The sequence below is a fragment of the Paenibacillus sp. GCM10012306 genome (assembly GCF_042649265.1).
Lineage (GTDB): Bacteria > Bacillota > Bacilli > Paenibacillales > Paenibacillaceae > Paenibacillus_AQ.
Window position 1 is genome coordinate 69,650 of sequence record NZ_JBHRYW010000005.1, and the last position, 20,009, is coordinate 89,658.

Genomic DNA, 20,009 nt, shown 5'->3' on the forward strand with positions numbered 1-20,009 from the left:
TCTTTACTACAACTGAGAAGGTGCTTGGCTATGGACGCGAAAATAAAAATGAACGATACGGACAAAGGGAAGCAACGGTCCGATCACATAATTACGCTGGATGGGCACAATCTCTCCATTGAGGAGCTTGAGCAGATTGCGACTAGCGGATGCCGGGTAGAATTGTCACCCGAAGCTATGGAGCGGGTTCAAGAAGCGCATCTTCTGATTCATGAGCTAGCTGCGGAAGGTGTTCCGATTTATGGACTGAATCGTGGTGTCGGAAAGAATAAGGACCGTCAGATCACCGCTGATATGTATGAGGCATTCAACCGGAATCTGATCTACTCGCATTCATCCGGGGTGGGTCCTGTTGCTTCGGAGCAGCAGGTAAGAGCGGTGCTTGTCGCCCGCCTGAATACATTGCTGTTAGGTTGTACTGGGGTGCAGCCGGGGATCGTCCTGATGTACCAGGATATGCTTAATGCAGGTATCCATCCGATTCTTCCGGTGCGCGGCTCTGTGGGTGCTGGAGATATAACGATTTTGTCCCATATTGGTTTAGCCATGATTGGGGAAGGTGAAGTAAGTTATCAAGGGAATACCATCTCTGCCCTAGCGGCTTTGGAAGCCAATGGAATTTTACCTTTAAAGCTTGGACCTAAAGATGCGCTGGCAATTGTTAGCTCTAACGCTTTGTCGTCAGGCAACGCGGCTTTAACGGCAGCGGCGGCGCTACGATTGCTGGACACGGCGGACGCCGTGTTCGCCTTGTCACTTGAGGCGCTGCAAGGTTGCGTCAGCCCGTTTGAAGAGGCGTTGTTCGAGGTCCGACCACTTGAAGGAGCGGCAGAAAGTGCAGCGAATGTCCGGAATCAATTGCACGGAGGCCAGTTGTTGCAAATGGATCAGCGGGAGAAAATTCAGGATCCATTAAGCTTTCGTAGTAGCTGTCATGTCCATGGGGCGGCTCGGGATGCGCTGTCGTATGCGTCCAAGCTTCTGCGCGTTCAATTGAATAGCTCAGATGACAATCCTTGTGTTCTTTTAAAGGAAAGAAGAGTGGTTCCTTCATCTAATTTCGACGTGACCACCTGGACCGTTGCTTTTGAGATGCTGGCCATTGCACTCAGTCATGTATCCAAAATATCCTGCTACCGCTCGCTCAAGCTGGGTACGTCGCATTTCTCAGGCCTGAGTCGTTTTCTGGCTCCTAATGAAGAAACGATTGCTTTCGGCACGATGCAGAAGACCTTTACTTCACTGGATGCGGAAATTCGGCTATTGTCTAATCCGGTCTCTGCGGACTATTTCTCTATTGCCGGGGACATGGAGGATCATAGTAACAACACCCCGCTGGTGATTCGTAAGACAACTGATATCATTGATCATTTATATTATATTCTTGGTATGGAAGCCATTCACGCCGCTCAGGCAATTGATTTACGTGGTTCACAAGCTGCATTAGGTCAAGGATCAGCCGCGGTCTATGCACAGATTCGAAATGTGGTATCCCCTTTGACAGAGGATCGGCCGCTAACGCCTGATATTAGTGCTGCCTATGAATTAATGCGCAAGGGAATTCGATTGGAAGGGAGAAGGGATTCATGAGTTCACAATATGATCTTCTAGTTTACGGAAACCTCGTACTTCCTGATGGAGTGCTATATGATTCAGCGGTTGGAATAAAGGGCGGCAAGATTGTCAGTATTGGCCTACAGGACCATGAGGACATCACGGCAGATAAAGTTATTCACGCAGAGGGGAGTTTTGTGCTCCCCGGAGCTGTAGATGCGCATGTTCATTGTTACAGTTCGCTAGATGAGGGCTTCACCACGGCTAGTACATCGGCAGCAGCAGGTGGGGTAACGACGATTATTGAGATGCCTTACGATGCGACGGGTATGATTTGCACGCTTGAGATGTTCGAGGAAAAAAGACAACGGCTTGAGCAGGAATCCCTTGTAGATATGGCTATGCTGGTGACCATCCATAAGGAGGATGGCTACGAGCATATTCGCCAGCTGGCAGCTGCAGGAGCCTGTGGCTTCAAGGTATCGATGTTTAATACGGACTCCTTCCGGTTTCCGCGGATCGATGACGGGCAGCTGCTGGATTCGTTTGCGGTCATTGCCGAGACAGGTTGTCCGGTTGGCGTCCATGCCGAGAACGATGAGATCGTAAGACGCTACCTTGGTAAGTATCGTGAAGCGGGCAGTGATCCTCGTTCGCATGGCTGGAGCAGACCGAAGGTCAGTGAATCCGTCGCTGCATTGACGGTAATGGAGCTAGCCTACGAGACCGGAGTCAAGCTGCATTTATATCATTGTACGTATCCGCGTATTTTCCAGCTGGCAGAGTATTTCCGTTCGCTTGGGGCCAAGATTACGGCAGAGACCTGTACGCATTATTTGACGCTTAGTGAAGAGGATATGCCGCGCCTCGGGGCGAAGGGGAAAATCAACCCTCCTCTGCGTTCCAAATCAGATGTAGAAGGTCTGTGGGACTTGGCTGCCAAAGGCGCCATTGATATGATCACCTCCGATCATGCACCATGGCTGCTTGAGCGTAAATCGGATGCTGACATTTTCAACAATTCTTCCGGGGCTCCGGGCGTCGAGCATTTGCTACCTATCATTTATAGTGAAGGTGTGGCGAAAGGGCGGATTTCACTTACAGAGATGGTGAGATTGCTTAGTCAAAGACCTGCAGATGTATTTGGACTGGGGCATCGTAAAGGAAGGCTGGCAGTTGGCTATGATGCCGATCTGGCGATTATTGATCCTTCTGTTGCCTGGACACTGGATGAACGGGAGCTACATTCCAGTGCGGGCTGGAGTGCTTATGAAGGAATGCAAATGCAAGGGAAGCTAACCCATACTTTGGTCAGAGGTGCTGTGGTGTATGAAGCTGGAGCCGTGGTAGGCCAGCCTGGGTATGGTCAATTCGTAAGTGCAGAGCACCTGGCATAAATTCATTCTAGGGAGAAGGAATGGAACATGGAGAATCATGCAGGGATGGTACCTAACACATCCAGGTTGCAAAATAATATTGAGCAGCTATCCACGCTGATCAACCCGTCCAAGCCCGGCTGGACCCGCCGTCCGTTCACGGAAGAGTATGACAGCGGAAGACGCTGGCTGACCGGACAAATGCAGGATGCGGGACTGACCGTGGAGATTGATGCCGCCTCTAATTTGATCGGAATTCTGCCCGGCAGTGATCCCAGCTTAGCGCCGATTATGATCGGTTCCCATACGGATACCGTGACCGGCGGCGGGCGTTTTGATGGCATTATCGGCGTGCTTGCCGGTATCGAAATTGCCCGTGTGTTGCGGGAATCAGGACTGAAGCTGCGGCATACGCTGCAAATCGTTGATTTTACGGCAGAAGAACCGAGTGAGTTCGGTCTTTCAACCATTGGAAGTCGCGGCATGGTGGGGAATCTGACAGAGGCGATGCTGGAGCTGCGGGATGATACAGGTCTGCAACTGGCCGATGCAATCAACCGGCAGGGCGGTGATGTCAGCCGGTTGCGTGCTGAAGCGAGAAAGCCGGGAGAGGTAGCGCTGTACCTGGAGCTACACATTGAGCAAGGCCCGGTGCTGGAGAAATCGGGGCATCGGCTCGGCGCGGTGCTGGGCATCGTAGGGATTCATCGCTATCGGGTCCAGATTACTGGAGCGCCCAATCATGCGGGAACGACACCGATGACGCTGCGTAACGATGCGTTGGCAGGCTTTTGCGAGATCGGGTTGGCCTTTGAACGTCATTGTCAGCACCATGCGAAGGATGCGGTAGGCACGATTGGCAAAATGAACAATGAGCCCAATGCATCCAATGTTGTGCCGGGTTTGGTTAGATTTGATTTGGAGATCCGCTCCCTGGATCACAAGATTTCTGAGGCAGTATACTCAGCGTTTGCTGCTGAAGCCGCTGAGATTGCAGCAAGACGCGGATTGCAGCTGTCCCTTGAGTCTTTATCGAAGTCGGATGCTGTTATCGTCAAGGAAAAGGTGCTGGAGAAAGTGCTCTCCGCCTGTAATTCTGTGGCTCCTGCCATCTGTCTGCCTAGTGGAGCGGGGCATGATGCCAACCAACTGGCAAGCATTGCGCCGATTGGGATGATTTTTGTTCCGAGCAAGGATGGCAGAAGTCATTGTCCGGAGGAATGGACGGAATTTCAGGACGTCGCTGCTGGAACACAGGCGCTAGGGCAAGCGTTGCTTCTATTTGATGAAGAAGATTTCAGTCGGTGGGAGGATGCTTAACCCCCTATCTGTTCAAATTAATAGTGAACGTCTATGGACATCGATTCAGGCCTTAGGTCAGATTGGCGCGGATGAAGAGGGTGGGGTCACCCGTCTTTCTCTCAGCAATGAAGAATTGATCGGAAGACAATTTGTGATGTCTCTGATGGCGGATGCCGGGCTTGAGGTCCGGCAGGATGAAGCAGGTAATCTGATCGGGGTGCTGGCAGGTGAAGATTCGGATGCAGCGGCCATAGCTACAGGCTCGCATATTGATACCGTTATCCAAGGCGGGAGATTTGACGGGGCGCTTGGTGTACTTGCTGGAATAGAAGTGCTGCGAACTATTAAAGAGCAGGGCATTAGGCACGCTCGCCCTCTGGAGGTTATATGCTTCACGGATGAGGAAGGCGTGCGCTTTGGCGCAGGTTATCTGGGAAGCCGGGCGATGAGCGGGGGATGGAATGACCAGTGGTTGGATCTGACGGATGTCAAGGGTAACTCATTAAAGAAAGTCATGGCGGATGCGGGGGTTAATCCCGACACTGCAGCACTTGCTAGACGTAGTCGTCAATTAATCCAGGCTTATGTCGAACTGCACATTGAGCAAGGCCGTGTACTTGAGGCGCTGGGGACATCCGTTGGAATAGCTACCGCAATTTATGGACATAGCTGGCTTGAAGTGACAGTGCGTGGGCGTGCAGATCATGCGGGAACGACTCCCATGCAGTTGCGGCAAGATCCGCTGACGGCTGCTGCCGCGCAGCTGCTCGCGATCGAACAGCTAGCTGTAGAACACGGTGGAGTGGCAACTGTAGGTACATTAAAGCTTGCGCCAGGTGTAATTAACGTGATCCCTGGAGAGGTTGTATATAGTGTGGATCTGCGGCATGAACAAGCTGAGAAGCTGCTTCAGATGGAGCGAGCCGTTAGAGAAGCATTAACTATCATAGCTGATGAAAAAGGTTTGAGCCTTTCGATTGTATCCACAGACAGCGCTTCACCGGTTCGTTCCTCCCAGACTATTATTGATACTTTGGCAGATAGCTGCAGAATTAATGGACTGCCCGAGCATTATATGGTCTGCGGTGCAGGCCATGATGCAGTTGCAATGAATGAGCTTACGGAAATCGGTCTGATCCTGGTTCGTTCACGGGATGGAATCAGTCATCATCCACTGGAATGGAGCAGTCCTGAGGATTGTGCGGACGGAGCCAACGTGCTGCTGCATGCTCTGATACAACTTTCTATATAAGCCGAACAAAAGAAAGTAACAAAAAGCGAGGAGGAACGAAGGGGGAAGTTTGGAACTGTAGGAGCGACAGCGACCGCCTAAAAGCTTTCTGAAGGAAAGCTCGCATCGGAAGCATAAGCTCTCCGGATTTCAACCGCAAACAGCGGTACAATGAAAAAGAAATCTGGAGACAATAGCGGCCGGAAGTCCAAACATTCCACCGTAGTGACGACCGAGCTTTACGTTCAGAACTTAAGTTCGTCTTATATAAAGAAACAAAAAAATAATTCCGATTGACATAATGGTATATATAGTTTAATAATAGTGGTAATTAATTATTGCTATATGATAAATTAGGCGGAAGGAGATGGAATTACGGGTGAATGTTTTCCGTGAAGCTTACGAGTATGTGATGACCAATAGTGACCGGTTTCTGGAAGCGGCCAAGGTGCACTTGAGCATAAGCTTTTATGCGCTTCTTATAGCGATCGTAATCTGCGTACCTCTCGGTATTCTGTGTGCCAAGAAGCAATGGTTGACCGATCCAATCATGGGTCTCTTCAATTCCCTGCGAGTCATTCCAAGCTTGGCGGTATTAGTTATTATTCTACCGATCATGGGAACAGGCTTTGCACCCGCACTCGTCGCCTTGACGATACTTGCTTGCCCTCCAATTCTTATTAATACATATATGGGTTTTCGGGGGATCGAGCCGGCAATCATTGAAGCTGCTTCGGGCCTGGGGATGGGCGAGAGAATGATTATGCGCAAGATTGAGCTGCCGCTTGCGGCTCCATTGCTGCTGTCCGGAATTAAGACTTCGGCGGTAGAGGTCATTGCCAGTGCCACTTTGGCTGCATTCATCGGCGGGGGTGGACTTGGAACGTTCATCATCAATGGTCTGGGAATGTACAAATTTTCCTTGCTGCTTGTCGGTGCGCTTCCTGTAGCCCTGTTAGCCATTCTATCGGAAATCGGTTTTTCGGGAATCGAAAGAATAGTAACCAAATATCAGCGTTAAAGTGAGAGAAGTATTTAAGAATTGAAACAGCGGGGTTTCTCCAGCATGGGGAAGCCCCCTTCCTACAGGAGTTGATTAGCGATGAAAGAGGCAATCGTTTTCGAGCAGGTATCCAAAACATTTCCGAAGGCCCCGAAGCCTTCCGTGAACGAAACCAGTCTAAGTATTCCCCAAGGTTCTTTTGTTACGATTCTGGGTGCATCGGGCAGCGGGAAGACAACCTTACTGAAGATGGTGAACCGTATTATTGAGCCGACCGCAGGTACCATTTCCGTGTTTGGCCAAGATGTTCGAAGCTTGCCTGTAACAGAGCTGCGTCGGAGCATCGGTTATGTGATCCAGCAGGTGGGACTGTTTCCGCATCTGACCATCGAGCAGAATATTGCCACTGTGCCGGATATTCTGGGCTGGGAGCGGAAGAAAACCGCAGAGCGAATTGATTATTTAATGAATCTCGTGCATCTTCCGGAAAATTATAAAAAACTCTATCCCCGTCAGCTGTCAGGTGGACAGCAGCAGCGGGTGGGTATTGCCAGAGCGATGGCTGGAGATCCCGCCATTTTGCTGATGGATGAGCCGTTTGGCGCGATTGATGCCATTACACGTAAGAAGCTGCAGGATGATTTTAAGCAAATTCAACAGGAGCTTGGCAAGACCGTGCTATTTGTTACGCATGATGTGGAAGAGGCGATGAAGCTGGGAGATCAGATGATCGTCATGAATGAAGGCTCCATTCAGCAGTATGATACCCCACTGGCGATTATGTCGAACCCTAGCAATTCCTTTGTGTCGAGCTTGATTCAAGCAGATGACTTATTCCAGCAGCTTCACCTGATCCGGGCTGAGGATCGAATGATCCCTTTGACGAACGATACTGTAACGGGTAGCGTTCCGAGCATTCAGGCTAGTGAAAGTCTAAAGACGGCGCTTCAGTCTCTTTTGCAGCACAATGTTCCTTATGTCGTTGTTGAGAATGATAAGGGTGAGCGGCTAGGTCAGATTACGCTAGAGCAGTTGAATCTGCAGAATGGCAGGTGATTGGAATGCTGGACTATTTTTCCCGCCATTATGATGATTTGTTGATTTCTTTATGGGAGCATATCGTGCTTACGTTTGTTTCCTTACTAATTGCGATGCTTATCGCCCTGCCGCTTGGCTACTGGTTAGCCAGAAAACGGAAAGTAGCGGTACCTGTCCTGTCTGTGCTTAGTATTATTTATGCGATCCCCAGCTTGGGCATGTTCGCCTTGCTGATCCCTTTCGTCGGGCTTGGTATCAAGCCTGCTATTATTGCATTGGTTGTGTACAGCCAGTTAATACTGGTGCGCAATGTCATCTCAGGATTTCAAGGCATCGAGCCTTCTATTATTGAGGTAGCCAAAGGTATGGGGTACAGCGCATGGAGACAATTTGTCCGGATTGAGCTGCCGCTTGCGTTGCCTGTTATTCTTGGTGGGGTGAGAATTGCGTCAGTGTCGGTAATAGGTATTGCAACCATCGCGGCCTGGATCAATGCCGGAGGATTAGGCGGGGTTCTGTTCGAAGGGTTGTACCAAAATTCCATTCCCAAGATGGTGTGGGGTACTCTGCTGGTCTCCTTACTGGCGTTATCGACGAACATGGTCCTGTTGCGGCTTGAGAAAATCACTTTGCGCAGAGCACGCGGGGAACAGCGAGTATGATATACTGTTTCAGAGTTGTATAACTTAGATCGTTTTTATTTTGAGGTGTAATAATGAATGGTACTCAGACGTTGGAACGTGCTATCGATATCCTGTTTGTCCTTGCTGATTCCGGCGCTACGCTTACGGTAAGTGAGATTGCGGAGAAGGTGGGCATTCCGGAGAGCACGGCATATCGTTTTATTCAATCGTTAATTAAAAGTGGCTTTGTAGAGCGCAAGGGGAGGAGCAAAATTGGCCTGGGGCTGCGAATCTTTGATTTAGCCAGGGGTTTGACTCAGCAGATCGAGAAGGAGCTTCTGGTCATCGCCAGACCGATCATGGAGCAGCTTACCGCGCTAACCAATGAAACATCGGTCTTGTTCGTCCGCTCTGGCTCCAAAGCCATTTGTCTTGAGCATGTAACCAGTCCAAGATTAATCAGAATGTCTATTGAAAATGGCCGGGTATTGCCGCTGAATTCCGGCGCTTCGGGAAAAACGCTGCTTGCGTATGAGAATGATAAGATTATCGAAGACATGTGCAAGCTTTTTGAGGCAGATTCCACGAAATCTACGCTGTTGCAAGAGCTGCATAACATAAGGGACGCAGGCTATTGTTTTACCTTGGGTGAGGTAGATACGGATGCGTTCGCTATCGCGGCGCCCGTGCTTGACCCGCAGCAGCGAATTGTGGCCAGTCTGTCGGCTGCAGGACCCATTCATCGGCTTGGCAAAGACGAAATTCCAGTGTTCATTGAGCATGTGAAGGAAGCGGCGTCGCGTATTTCGTGCAAGCTTGGTGGATTGGGGTAACTATTTTCATTGAAATGCATAAAAAGTAAGAGTAGCGGAGGGTAAGGTGAGCCGCTTTTTTGCGTTGCCCTGGGACTGAATACTTGAAGGATATGTGTCGTATTCTGACGAATATAGTCATAAACATAATGGATTGGGTGCGAATATGAAGATGGAACTGGAACAGGGACCAGGTACAATGAGAAAACAATTGACGGTGCTCATCGCCATGATGCTTGTCTTTACAGTCGTTATATCGACATTCGTCTATGAATGGCTACATCCTACATTTCGGTACCCGGAAGCGCGAGGAGGAGTGCTGGACGCCAGACAATGGAATTTTGCGAAGCAAGGGATTGTACCGTTGCGAGGAGAGTGGGAGTTTTATGAGAACAAGCTGTTAACTCCGCAAGATTTCCAAACTGGGGGCAAAGAACTGGAAGCGGAGCGCCGATTTCTTCGTGTAGCTGGAGGCTGGAAAGGTGTTGTTTCATCTGACAGGGGGCATGGTGCGGGTACGTACCGTCTGCGCATAGAGGTTGAAGATCCTGACTTTTATAGCCTTAGAGGCAAAAAGCTTCGGTTGTCCAGCCATATCTTCATGAACGGATCGGACCTCGGAGGTACCGGAAAACCGGATTTGTCGCCGGATCAATTTGTACCTAGCAACCTTCCATTTTACGGGATGATCAAATCGGACACGGGCACCATTGACATCATTATTCAGATCGCCAGCTACCGCTATCTGGAAGGCGGCTTGGTGCAAGCGCCGGAATTCGGTTTAACAGCGGATGTATGGGCCAGGCGCGACAATGCCCGTTTGGCGGATATGATTGTGATCACCACCCTGCTGGTATTCGGGATTTATTTCGCAGGAACGTTCAAGCAATGGCGGAAGGAGCCTTTTCTCGCCTATTTCAGTTTGTTCTGTTTGTCATTAGGGTTATTTTTCAGCATCGACAACGAAATCGTCATGGCGACGTTGTTCCCCGCGATTCCCTTTCTTTTATTGCAGAAAATGCTCTTTATCCTACCCTACATTTCGGTTATGTCTTTTACTCTCTATGTTTATTTGTACTTGGGTCTGGAGCAAAAGGGAAGCTCGGAATATAAGTGGCTGAGAAGGATTTACTATGGATGTCCAATCTTGTTGGCTGGAATACCGAACGAATATTTAGTAGATATTCTTTGGCTCGGGATCGTTCTGCAAATTACGGCTTTCGCTTACATGATTCGCTGGATTTTCCGTTATCGGAATGGCGGGGTTCAAGTTTACTATATTTTGCTCGGTTTATTTTTCCTTATTATTAGTTGGGTGTATGCCCAGACACGTTACCAGCTCGCGCTAGACAACCCGTATTATATGATCGTAACGCCTCTGCTTCTCGTTCTCTCGCAATCCTTCCTCATGTCGGACCGGGTTCGCGAGGCGTTCTTACGGAACGAGCGGCTCACGGAGCAGCTCATTGCGTACGACCGCCAAAAAGACGAATTTCTCATCCACACGTCTCACGAGTTCAAGACACCGCTGCACGGCATTATTAATCTGGCGCAGGTGGTTATCGACCAGAACGGCGAAGGGATGACGCAGCGGCATCGGGAGAATCTGGACTTCATTATTGCCCAGGCGACCCGTTTGTCTACACTGGTGAATGATATTATCGATTTTCAGAGCTTGCAGCGCGGAAGCCTGACATTCCATCACCGGTTGTTCGATGTCAGCGGCACGGTGCAGGCTACGCTCGAAGCACTGAAGTTTATCCGTAGAAATGATCAGGTGAGGCTGGTCAATCAGGTGCCTTCGGGAACCTTCTACCTGCATACCGACGAAAACCGCTTAAAGCAGATTCTCGTGAATCTGGTCGGGAATTCGTTGAAATTTACGGAACGGGGAAGTGTGACGGTGGGCGCAGAGTTGCGGGAAGGCCGGCTGCTCTTGACGTTTGCAGACACTGGCGTCGGGATGAGTGAAGAACGGCGCCAAGGACTTTTCCAATTTGACCGGCATGATGACGGGGAGCCAGCGGTTTCAGCGTATCATTCTTCCGGTCTGGGCCTGAAAATATCCAAGGCGCTTGCAAAGCAAATGGGGGGCCATCTGGAACTGAAGTGGTCGGAGCGGGGAAAAGGCTCCTTGTTCGAACTGCAGCTGCCGGAGGCGACGGCAATGCAGCGGGAACTTGGGGTCAGCCGGTCAGAAGCCGCTGTCGGTCTGGAGCGACAACCGTTACTCAGAGTAAGCTCGCCGACGAAGGAAGAAACCCCGCCACATGCACTGGAGCAATCCGGCAAGGTGAAGATTTTGCTGGTGGATGATGATTCCTCCAACATTAAAGTTCTTCAGGAATTATTTCCCTCCAGTCGCTATCATGTGCTCACGGCGTACAATGGGGCAGACGCGCTCAAGCTGATTCAGCAACATCGCGATGATCTGTCGCTTGTTCTACTTGATGTCATGATGCCCGAGCTCTCAGGCTATGAAGTGTGTAGGCGTATTCGGGAGGAGAACCCGCTCTACAAGCTGCCCGTTCTACTGCTGACTGTACGGAATTCGCCGGCAGATATTGCGATGGGATTCGAAGTGGGAGCAAATGATTTTCTAGTGAAACCGTTCAGCGGCAAGGAGCTGCTGGCCCGGGTACAGACACTGCTACAATTGAAGGAAGCAGTTGAGCAGGCCATTCGTATGGAGACCTTGTTTCTGCAATCGCAGATCAAGCCGCATTTTATATATAACGCCTTGAGCGGTATTATCTCGTTATGTTATAGCGACGGTGCGCGGGCAGGTAAGCTGCTGAGCGAATTCAGCAACTATTTGCGGCTCAGCTTTGATCTTGACCCCCGTCATGCCAAGGTCAGTCTGAAGCGTGAGCTGTCTCTTACCAAATCCTATGTTGAGCTGGAGAAAGCCCGTTTCGGCACACGCCTGAACGTGGAATGGGATGTGGATGTCCGGACGGGGACGCTGATTCCGGCACTGATTTTGCAGCCTCTGGTCGAAAATTCAATTCGCCACGGCACGATGAAGCGGTTGGCGGGAGGCACGGTCGTTATTCGCGCGAAGCTTGCGCCGCAGGGTTTGCAGATCACTGTACAGGATGACGGGGTTGGCATGACCGCAGAGAAACTGGATCGAATTTTTAAGCGGGAGCGGCTTGACGGAAGCATCGGCCTGATCAACGTACATAAGCGGCTTATCAATGAATTCGGGCAAGGCTTGCGGATCGAGAGTGTTCAGGACAAGGGCACTATTGTCACCTTCCTGATCCCTGCTCATGCTGCAGCAGCCGGACCTGACGGAGAGGAGGATGAGGCAGATTGATGAAAGCTATCGTTGTAGATGACGAGTTATTGATTACAGAGCAAATTGACAGAATGCTTACAAGTGCAGGGGTGAAGGTGCTGGGCTGCTGTGTGAATCCTCATGAGGCGCTGGGAATGGCGAAAGAGCTGCAGCCCGATGTATTGTTTCTGGATATCGAAATGCCGGAGCTCAGTGGGCTTGAGATTGCGGAGCAGGTATATGCGGACAAGCTCGACATGGAGGTCGTCTTCATTACTGCCTATAATCAATATGCGATCGATGCGTTCCGGGTGAATGCACTCGACTATTTGCTGAAGCCGCTTATGGAAGAGGATTTGCAGCGTTCGCTGGAACGCGTCGGAAAAAGAAGGCAGCGCCACAAGGATGATGTTGGTAACGGTGGACAACGAAGTGCTGTCGCCTACCTGTTCGGCAAGTTTGCCCTACATATGGATGTTGACTTTGAGCCGGTTCGCTGGGTAACCTCCAAGTGCGCGGAGCTGCTCGCTTATATGCTGTTACAGCCCCGGGAGAAAGAGGTTAGCAAGTGGGAACTGTTCGAGGCGCTCTGGCCGGTCCTGGATGTGGAGAAGGCGGGCATCAACCTGCGAAGTACGGTTAGCAGAATCAACAAGACGTTACGGGATTGTCAATCGGGGATGTCGCTAGCCTCTGTCCGGAATGGATACAAATTGATCTTATTCGATGAGGCGCTGGCCTTGGATGCGGACGAATTGGAGCTTTTTGTATTGGACGCCGTCAGACTAGATCCGGACAATCTGGTGTATGTCGAGCAATTAGTTCACCGTTGTAGCCGGCCGTTTCTTCAAGGGTTCGACAGCGTCTGGTGCGAGCCTTACCGCAAAGAATACCGCCAGTATTTTCTCAGTCTGGGGAAAAAGCTGCTCTTGTATTATGAGGAAACTGTGGCGGAGCCGCTCAAGGCACTGCGACTGGCCGAGCTGCTGATCGAGCATGATCCTTATGACGAATCACTGCGGGAAGAGGCGCTGAAGCTACACTATCGCATCGGCGGTTCTGGGCGCGCTACCGCCTACTACGAAGAATACACCGAGTTGATCCATGCAGAGCTGGGAGCTGTCTCGGGAGATACGCTTACAACTTTGCTTCGAGACTTAACGGATTGATACATGTCGAAGAAAGGAATCTGCCATCAGAAGCGGGTTCCTTTTTATTTGCAACAATTTTGTAACATCTCTCCAGATATAATGTCACCGTAGAGTAAATCAGCATGAAGGTGAGTGGGAGGAACACAATGATCAAGCGTTGGATGTCGATCTTCATCGTATTTTTATTAATTGCGGGCAATATTCCTCAGTATGCTTTTGCAGATTCTCTTGACGAGTGGAATATCCGCAATCCGTTGCCTACGGGCGAGCGTTTAAATGCAATTACTTACGGAAACAACATGTTTGTGGCAGTGGGGGAAGGCGGAGCGATAGTGACCTCCAGTGACGGAGTGAACTGGACGAAACGAAGTAGTGTCATTACAAATTATTTAACTAGCATTGCCTTCGGAAATGGCACGTTTGTGGCAGTGGGAGCCACTGGAATCATTGTGACCTCCACCGACGGAGTGAACTGGACGGACCGAACGAACAGAACGACTATTACTGGGAGTGCTCTAAGTGGCGTCACCTTCGGAAAAGGAACATTTGTGGTGGTGGGTGCAGGTGGAACGATAGTGACTTCCAGCAACAACGGTGTCAGCTGGACGAAACGGTCGATTACTACGACGAACCATTTTAATGAAGTTATTTTCGGAAACGGAACGTTTGTGTTGGTTGGAACTAAGGGAACGATTATGAGCTCCACCGATGGAGCGAGCTGGGCGAGTAAAACAAGTGGCTCTACGGATGCTCTAAATGATGTTACATATGGAAACAACATGTATGTGGCAGTAGGTGCAGGTGGGACTATTCTAACCTCCACTAACTTAACGACCTGGAATAGCCGAGTGAGTGGAACTAAGGAAATTCTATATAGCGTTGCTTTCGGAAACGGTACATTTATGGCTTTTGATACCTTTACTGGCAATGTGGTGACCTCCACCAACGGAACGAGTTGGACAAGCCGGACGAGTGGTGTTACGAATGGGCTAAATAGCGCCGCCTACGGGAATGGAACGTTTGTTGTGATAGGTGCAGGCGGAGTGATTCTGACCACCGGCAACGGAACGGACTGGACGACCCGAACGAACCCGCTTACGAATGATCTAAAGAGCGTCGCTTACGGAAACAACATGTATGTGGCGATAGGAGTCAGGGGATTCATTATGACCTCCAGTAACGGAACGAGCTGGACGAGCCAAACTAACAGCAGCAGAGTGGATCTAAACGATGTCGCCTATGGAAACGGTACATATGTGGCAGTGGGGGACAATGGAGTGATTGTGACTTCCAGTGACGCAGTGAACTGGACAAGTCAAACAGTCGGTGCTACGTATTATCTAAGGGGTGTCACTTACGGAAACGGAATGTTTGTGGCAGTGGGATATAATGGGGTGATTGTGACCTCCAGTGACGGAGTGAACTGGACAAGCCAAACAGTCGGCACTACATATTATCTAAACGGAGTCACGTATGGAAATGGCATGTATGTGTCGGTGGGAGATAATGGGGTGATTGTGACCTCCAGTGACGGAGCGACCTGGAGTAGCCAAACGAGCGGCATTACGGATGCTTTAAATAATGTTATCTACGGAAATGGCACCTATGTGGCAGTGGGTACAAATTGGTCACGTGGAACGATTCTGACCTCCGGTGATGGAACGAACTGGACGCAGCGAACGAGCGGAACCTCGAATGCTCTCTGGGACGTTATTTACGGAAATGGCATGTATGTCGCGGTGGGGAACCTCGGAACGATAGTATCCTCTAGTAATGGAGTGAACTGGACGATCCGAGCGAGTGGTATTCAGAAAAGCCTAATGGGCGTCACCTACGGAAAAGGCACATATGTCGCGGCGGGGGTAACTGGAACGATCCTGCAGTCTGGAACTCTGCTTCCGGCAGTCAACAGTGTGACGGTTAGCCCAGCTAGCGCAAGCGTAGTACAAGGAGGAAGTAAGCAGCTCACGGCGACGGTAGATGCGCTTGCAGGTATTGCGACAACCGTCACGTGGAAGAGCAGTGACTCCAGCAATAAAGTCGCTGTGAACAGTACTGGGAATGTGACTGTTGCAGCAGATGCCGCACCGGGCGAGTATACAATCACGGCAACGTCAACAGTGGACAGCGACAAAAAAGGGGCCGCGACGATTACGGTTGCTTTAGCGCCAGTAATTAACAGCGTGAGTGTCACTCCGAATAGTGCAAGTGTGGTGCAAGGAGGAAGCAAGCAACTCACGGTCACAGTCGATGCGATTGGTGACGCAGTGACGACAGTCACGTGGAGTAGCAGTGATGCCAGCAACAAAGTGGCGGTGGACAATACGGGTAAAGTAACTGTAGCAGCGAATGCGGCACCGGGAGATTATACGATCACGGCAACGTCGACTGCAGACGCAACGAAGAAAGCCTCTGCAACGATCACGGTGACGGTGGCGCCAGCCGTCAATAGCGTGAGTATCACTCCAGGTAGTGGAAGTGTGGTGCAAGGAGGAAGCCAGCAACTCACAGCGACAGTCGATGTAGTTGGCGGAGCAGCGACCACGGTTACGTGGAGTAGCAGTGACACCAGCAACAAGGTAGCGGTGGATAACACAGGTAAAGTAACCGTAGCGGCGAATGCGGCAGCGGGTACTTATACGATTACAGCAACATCGACAGCAGATGCAACGAAGAAGGCTACCGCGACGATCATGGTGACGGTGGCGCCAGCCGTCAATAGCGTGAGTGTCACTCCGAATGGCGCAAGCATCGCGCCAGGCGCTAGCAAGCAACTCACAGCCACAGTTGATGTGGTTGGTGGAGCAGTAACCACGGTTACGTGGAGTAGCAGTGACACAAGCAACAAAGTAGCGGTGGACAATACAGGTAAAGTAACCGTAGCCTCGAATGCGGCAGTGGGTACTTATACGATTACAGCAACATCGACAGCAGATGCAACGAAGAAGGCTACCGCGACGATCACGGTGACGGTGGCGCCAGCCGTCAATAGCGTGAGTGTCACTCCGAATAGCGCAAGCATCGCGCCAGGCGGTAGCAAGCAACTCACAGCCACAGTTGATGTGGTTGGTGGAGCAGCAACCACGGTTACGTGGAGTAGCAGTGACACAAGCAACAAAGTAGCGGTGGATAATACAGGTAAAGTAACCGTAGCCTCGAATGCGGCAGTGGGTACTTATACGATCACAGCCACGTCGACGGCAGACGTAACGAAGAAAGCCACAGCGACGATCACGGTGACGGTGGCGCCAGCCGTCAATAGCGTGAGTGTCACTCCGAATAGCGCAAGCATCGCGCCAGGCGGCAGCAAACAACTCACAGCCACAGTTGATGTAGTTGGCGAAGCAGCGACCACGGTTACGTGGAGTAGCAGTGATTCCAGCAACAAAGTAGCGATGGACAACACAGGAAAAGTAACCGTAGCCTCGAATGCGGCAGTGGGTACTTATACGATCACAGCCACGTCGACGGCAGACGTAACAAAGAAAGCTACCGCGACAATCACGGTGACGGTGGCACCAGCCGTCAATAGCGTGATCGTCACTCCGGATAGTGCAAGTGTGGTACAAGGAGGAAGCAAGCAACTCACAGCCACAGTTGATGTGGTTGGTGGAGCAGCAACCACGGTTACGTGGAGTAGCAGTGACACTAGCAACAAGGTAGCGGTAGACAACACAGGAAAAGTAACTGTAGCCTCGAATGCGGCAGCGGGTACTTATACGATCACGGCAACATCGACAGCAGACGCAACGAAGAAGGCTACCGCGACAATCACGGTGACGGTGGCACAAGCCGTCAACAGTGTGAGTATCACTCCGAATAGTGCAAGTGTGGTGCAAGGAGGAAGCAAGCAACTCACAGCCACAGTTGATGCAGTTGGTGGAGCAGCAACCACGGTTACGTGGAGTAGTAGTGATTCCAGCAACAAAGTAGCGGTGGACAACACAGGAAAAGTAACCGTAGCGGCGAATGCGGTAGCGGGTAGCTATACAATCACAGCAACATCGACAGCAGATGCAACGAAGAAGGCCACCGCGACGATCACGGTGACAGCGGCACTTTCCTATTCGATTGATGCAATTACGGATCAATCGTTAGCGGCTCTTACTCAGGGATACCATTCAGGTACCCAAGAAACTAGACCAATCACCATCACGAATACAGGTACAGGAGATCTAGTAAACTTGTCGGTAACGCTTAGCGGCAAGAACGCCAATGATTTTGTAACGACACATCCATCAACAAACTTAACTAGCGGCACATCAACAAGCTTTGACATCCATGCCAAGGACAATCTGCCTTCGGGCACCTATACGGCAACGGTTACGATAGCTGCGGATCATATGACGCCTGTGACATTTACCGTCACGCAATCAGTAAACTTGCCGAGTGTTCCTGCTAATCCGCAAAGCCTGGTTGCTGTTGACGGCGATCATCAGGTCACTCTAAATTGGAATACAGTAACTGGAGCTACGTATTACAACATTTATATGGCGACGACTTCAGGCCAATTTACTGATGCTGAATACACAACGGCTACTTCTTCTACCCATATCGTCAAGAACCTGACAAACGGTACGACCTATTACTTTGTGGTGAAGGCCGGGAATGAGGGCGGTTTGAGCGCAGCATCGAATGAAGTAAGCGTGACTCCGTCCACGATCCCGGGAGAGCCTACAAATGTGAGGGTGACCGCCGGGGATGGATTAGCTACCGTTACGTTTACGGCTCCGACTGATAACGGAGGCATTCCGATTACGGGATATGAAGTGATTGTTTCACCAGGCAATGTGGTCGTTACCGGAACGACAAGTCCGATTACGATAACAGGGTTGACCAATGGAACGAGTTATAGCTTTACGGTAGTAGCGATTAATGCTGCGAGGAAAAGAAGCACATCTTCCGCAGAATCAAACACAATCATACCGAGAGCAGAATCCAGCAATAATGGCAATTCGGACTCATCTCAGCCTTCCTCACCGACCGTACCTGTCAATACGAATACAAGTGTTGACATCCTTGTTAACGGGAAAGTAGAAAATGCGGGAACGGCCACAACAAGCAAGCGAAATGACCAGAACGTTACAACGGTTATCGTCGACCAGAAGAAACTGGAGGATAAACTGGAGACTGAAGGTCAAGGAGCTATTGTTACGATTCCGGTCGGGTCTAATTCGGATGTCGTAATTGGTGAGCTTAACGGTCAGATGATAAAAAGTATGGAAAGCAAGCAAGCTCTTGTAGCGATCAAGACGGATCAAGCGACATATACGATCCCGGCACAACAAATTCAAATCGATGCTATATCGGAACAATTGGGCAAGTCGATTGTTCTGCAAGACATTAAGATACAAATCGAAATTGCCACGCCAACAGCGGGTGCGGTGAAGGTTGTAGAGGACGCGGCAGTAAAAGGCACATTCACGCTTGTGGTTCCGCCGCTGGATTTTACGATCAAAGCTATTTACGGAAATACAAGTGTTGAAGTATCGAAGTTCAAAGCTTATGTGGAAAGAACGATCGCCATTCCGGCCGGAGTGGACCCGAACAAAATAACGACAGGCGTCGTTGTGGGTCCGGATGGAAGTGTCCGCCACGTACCAACTAAGATCGTTAATATCGATGGCAAGTATTATGCTCAGATCAACAGCTTAACCAATAGTACGTACTCTGTTGTCTGGCATCCGGTCGAATTCCTTGATGTCGTGAACCATTGGGCGAAAGATGCGATTAACGATATGGGATCACGAATGATCATTGATGGTACGGGCAACGGTCTGTTTAGTCCAGATCGCGATATCACCCGAGCCGAGTTTGCAGCTATTCTCGTGCGCGGACTGGGACTGAAACTGGAAAATAACTCAACGGTGTTCTCTGATGTGAAGACGTCAGATTGGTCCAGCAGCGCGATCAACACGGCATACGCGTATCAGTTGATTAGCGGGTTTGAGGACAGTACGTTCCGGCCAAACGACAAAATTACCCGAGAACAGGCCATGACGATTCTCTCCAGAGCGATGGCGATTACTGGACTCAAGGAAACGCTGTCCGCCCGATCAGAGGATATAACACTTCATTCGTTTGAGGATGCGTCAAATGTATCTGGATGGGCGCAAAGCAGCGTTGCAGACAGCGTACAGGCCGGCCTCATATCTGGACGAAGCGCTAGTGAGCTTGCACCGAAGTCATTCATCAGCAGGGCTGAGGTTGCAACCATTATTCAAAGACTTTTGCAAAAATCAGGTCTGATCTAAGTAGAGATATCTCGTAGGTTTAATTTAACCTCCCTTCCCGGCAAGAGTTTCAATGTTGGGAGGGGAGGTTTTTTTTGAATTTGGTAAACAACCCGAACAGGCATAGGAATATATCTACAGCAAACAATGACAACGATTGCAGTCCACTGATCTAGTATTTTCCGATTTATTTTCTCTTTAATGAGTCCGGTCATTTAGAACGGATTTTTTTCTATGTTATAGGGCTTAAGGGGGCAAAATAGAACATTAGTTTGGAAGGATGTGGATATAAAAACTCGAAATATGTATATTAGTGTAATTTAAGAATTGTAGAAAGGAGAAATGATTCGATACATAATATTTCCGAATCAATAAAATATCTTTTACCTAAGATATATAGATA

The 20,009-nt window shown here is 50.1% G+C and carries 11 protein-coding genes; all 11 read left to right on the forward strand.

Annotated features, from left to right (window positions below; all coding sequences use genetic code 11):
- The first annotated feature begins 30 nt into the window (after positions 1-30).
- The 11 genes from ACFORK_RS13060 to ACFORK_RS13110 all read left to right on the forward strand — a co-directional run bounded on the left by ACFORK_RS13060 (position 31) and on the right by ACFORK_RS13110 (position 19,627).
- The gene (locus tag ACFORK_RS13060; protein WP_379199480.1) at positions 31-1,590 is read left to right on the forward strand and encodes an HAL/PAL/TAL family ammonia-lyase; all 1,560 of its coding nucleotides are present in this window, start codon (positions 31-33) and stop codon (positions 1,588-1,590) included.
- Positions 1,587-2,951, forward strand: coding sequence for a dihydroorotase (locus ACFORK_RS13065; RefSeq protein WP_379199483.1), 1,365 nt, complete (start codon positions 1,587-1,589; stop codon positions 2,949-2,951). Before ACFORK_RS13060 ends, ACFORK_RS13065 begins: the two co-directional genes overlap by 4 nt.
- Positions 2,952-2,978: 27 nt before the next feature.
- Positions 2,979-4,250, forward strand: a complete 1,272-nt coding sequence (locus tag ACFORK_RS13070; protein WP_379199485.1) for a Zn-dependent hydrolase — start codon at positions 2,979-2,981, stop codon at positions 4,248-4,250.
- Entirely contained in the window at positions 4,243-5,484 is a 1,242-nt protein-coding gene (locus ACFORK_RS13075) for a Zn-dependent hydrolase (RefSeq protein WP_379199487.1), read from the forward strand. Before ACFORK_RS13070 ends, ACFORK_RS13075 begins: the two co-directional genes overlap by 8 nt.
- Before the next feature lie 346 nt (positions 5,485-5,830).
- The gene (locus ACFORK_RS13080; protein WP_379199489.1) at positions 5,831-6,484 is read left to right on the forward strand and encodes an ABC transporter permease; all 654 of its coding nucleotides are present in this window, start codon (positions 5,831-5,833) and stop codon (positions 6,482-6,484) included.
- Between the two features lie 81 nt (positions 6,485-6,565).
- Complete coding sequence (locus ACFORK_RS13085; protein ID WP_379199491.1) at positions 6,566-7,522, forward strand: ABC transporter ATP-binding protein; 957 nt, start codon at positions 6,566-6,568, stop codon at positions 7,520-7,522.
- 5 nt (positions 7,523-7,527) lie between these two features.
- On the forward strand, positions 7,528-8,166 hold the full coding sequence (locus tag ACFORK_RS13090) for an ABC transporter permease (RefSeq protein WP_379199493.1): 639 nt from the start codon (positions 7,528-7,530) through the stop codon (positions 8,164-8,166).
- Between the two features lie 53 nt (positions 8,167-8,219).
- Positions 8,220-8,960: an IclR family transcriptional regulator gene (locus tag ACFORK_RS13095; protein WP_379199495.1), complete on the forward strand. Its 741-nt coding sequence runs from the start codon at positions 8,220-8,222 to the stop codon at positions 8,958-8,960.
- 178 nt (positions 8,961-9,138) lie between these two features.
- A complete protein-coding gene (locus ACFORK_RS13100) occupies positions 9,139-12,261 on the forward strand; it encodes a hybrid sensor histidine kinase/response regulator (protein WP_379199497.1) in 3,123 nt (1,040 codons plus the stop codon).
- The gene (locus tag ACFORK_RS13105) at positions 12,261-13,391 is read left to right on the forward strand and encodes a response regulator (protein ID WP_379199981.1); all 1,131 of its coding nucleotides are present in this window, start codon (positions 12,261-12,263) and stop codon (positions 13,389-13,391) included. The genes ACFORK_RS13100 and ACFORK_RS13105 overlap by 1 nt, the downstream gene beginning before the upstream one ends.
- A gap of 128 nt (positions 13,392-13,519) precedes the next feature.
- Complete coding sequence (locus ACFORK_RS13110) at positions 13,520-19,627, forward strand: Ig-like domain-containing protein (RefSeq protein ID WP_379199499.1); 6,108 nt, start codon at positions 13,520-13,522, stop codon at positions 19,625-19,627.
- Positions 19,628-20,009: the final 382 nt, after the last annotated feature.

Bases quoted from the DNA above. Each gene is read 5' to 3' on its own strand.
- ACFORK_RS13060 (WP_379199480.1), top strand. From the start codon at position 31: ATGGACGCGAAAATAAAAATGAACGATACGGACAAAGGGAAGCAACGG.
- ACFORK_RS13065 (WP_379199483.1), top strand. From the start codon at position 1,587: ATGAGTTCACAATATGATCTTCTAGTTTACGGAAACCTCGTACTTCCT.
- ACFORK_RS13070 (WP_379199485.1), top strand. From the start codon at position 2,979: ATGGAGAATCATGCAGGGATGGTACCTAACACATCCAGGTTGCAAAAT.
- ACFORK_RS13075 (WP_379199487.1), top strand. From the start codon at position 4,243: ATGCTTAACCCCCTATCTGTTCAAATTAATAGTGAACGTCTATGGACA.
- ACFORK_RS13080 (WP_379199489.1), top strand. From the start codon at position 5,831: ATGGAATTACGGGTGAATGTTTTCCGTGAAGCTTACGAGTATGTGATG.
- ACFORK_RS13085 (WP_379199491.1), top strand. From the start codon at position 6,566: ATGAAAGAGGCAATCGTTTTCGAGCAGGTATCCAAAACATTTCCGAAG.
- ACFORK_RS13090 (WP_379199493.1), top strand. From the start codon at position 7,528: ATGCTGGACTATTTTTCCCGCCATTATGATGATTTGTTGATTTCTTTA.
- ACFORK_RS13095 (WP_379199495.1), top strand. From the start codon at position 8,220: ATGAATGGTACTCAGACGTTGGAACGTGCTATCGATATCCTGTTTGTC.
- ACFORK_RS13100 (WP_379199497.1), top strand. From the start codon at position 9,139: ATGAGAAAACAATTGACGGTGCTCATCGCCATGATGCTTGTCTTTACA.
- ACFORK_RS13105 (WP_379199981.1), top strand. From the start codon at position 12,261: ATGAAAGCTATCGTTGTAGATGACGAGTTATTGATTACAGAGCAAATT.
- ACFORK_RS13110 (WP_379199499.1), top strand. From the start codon at position 13,520: ATGATCAAGCGTTGGATGTCGATCTTCATCGTATTTTTATTAATTGCG.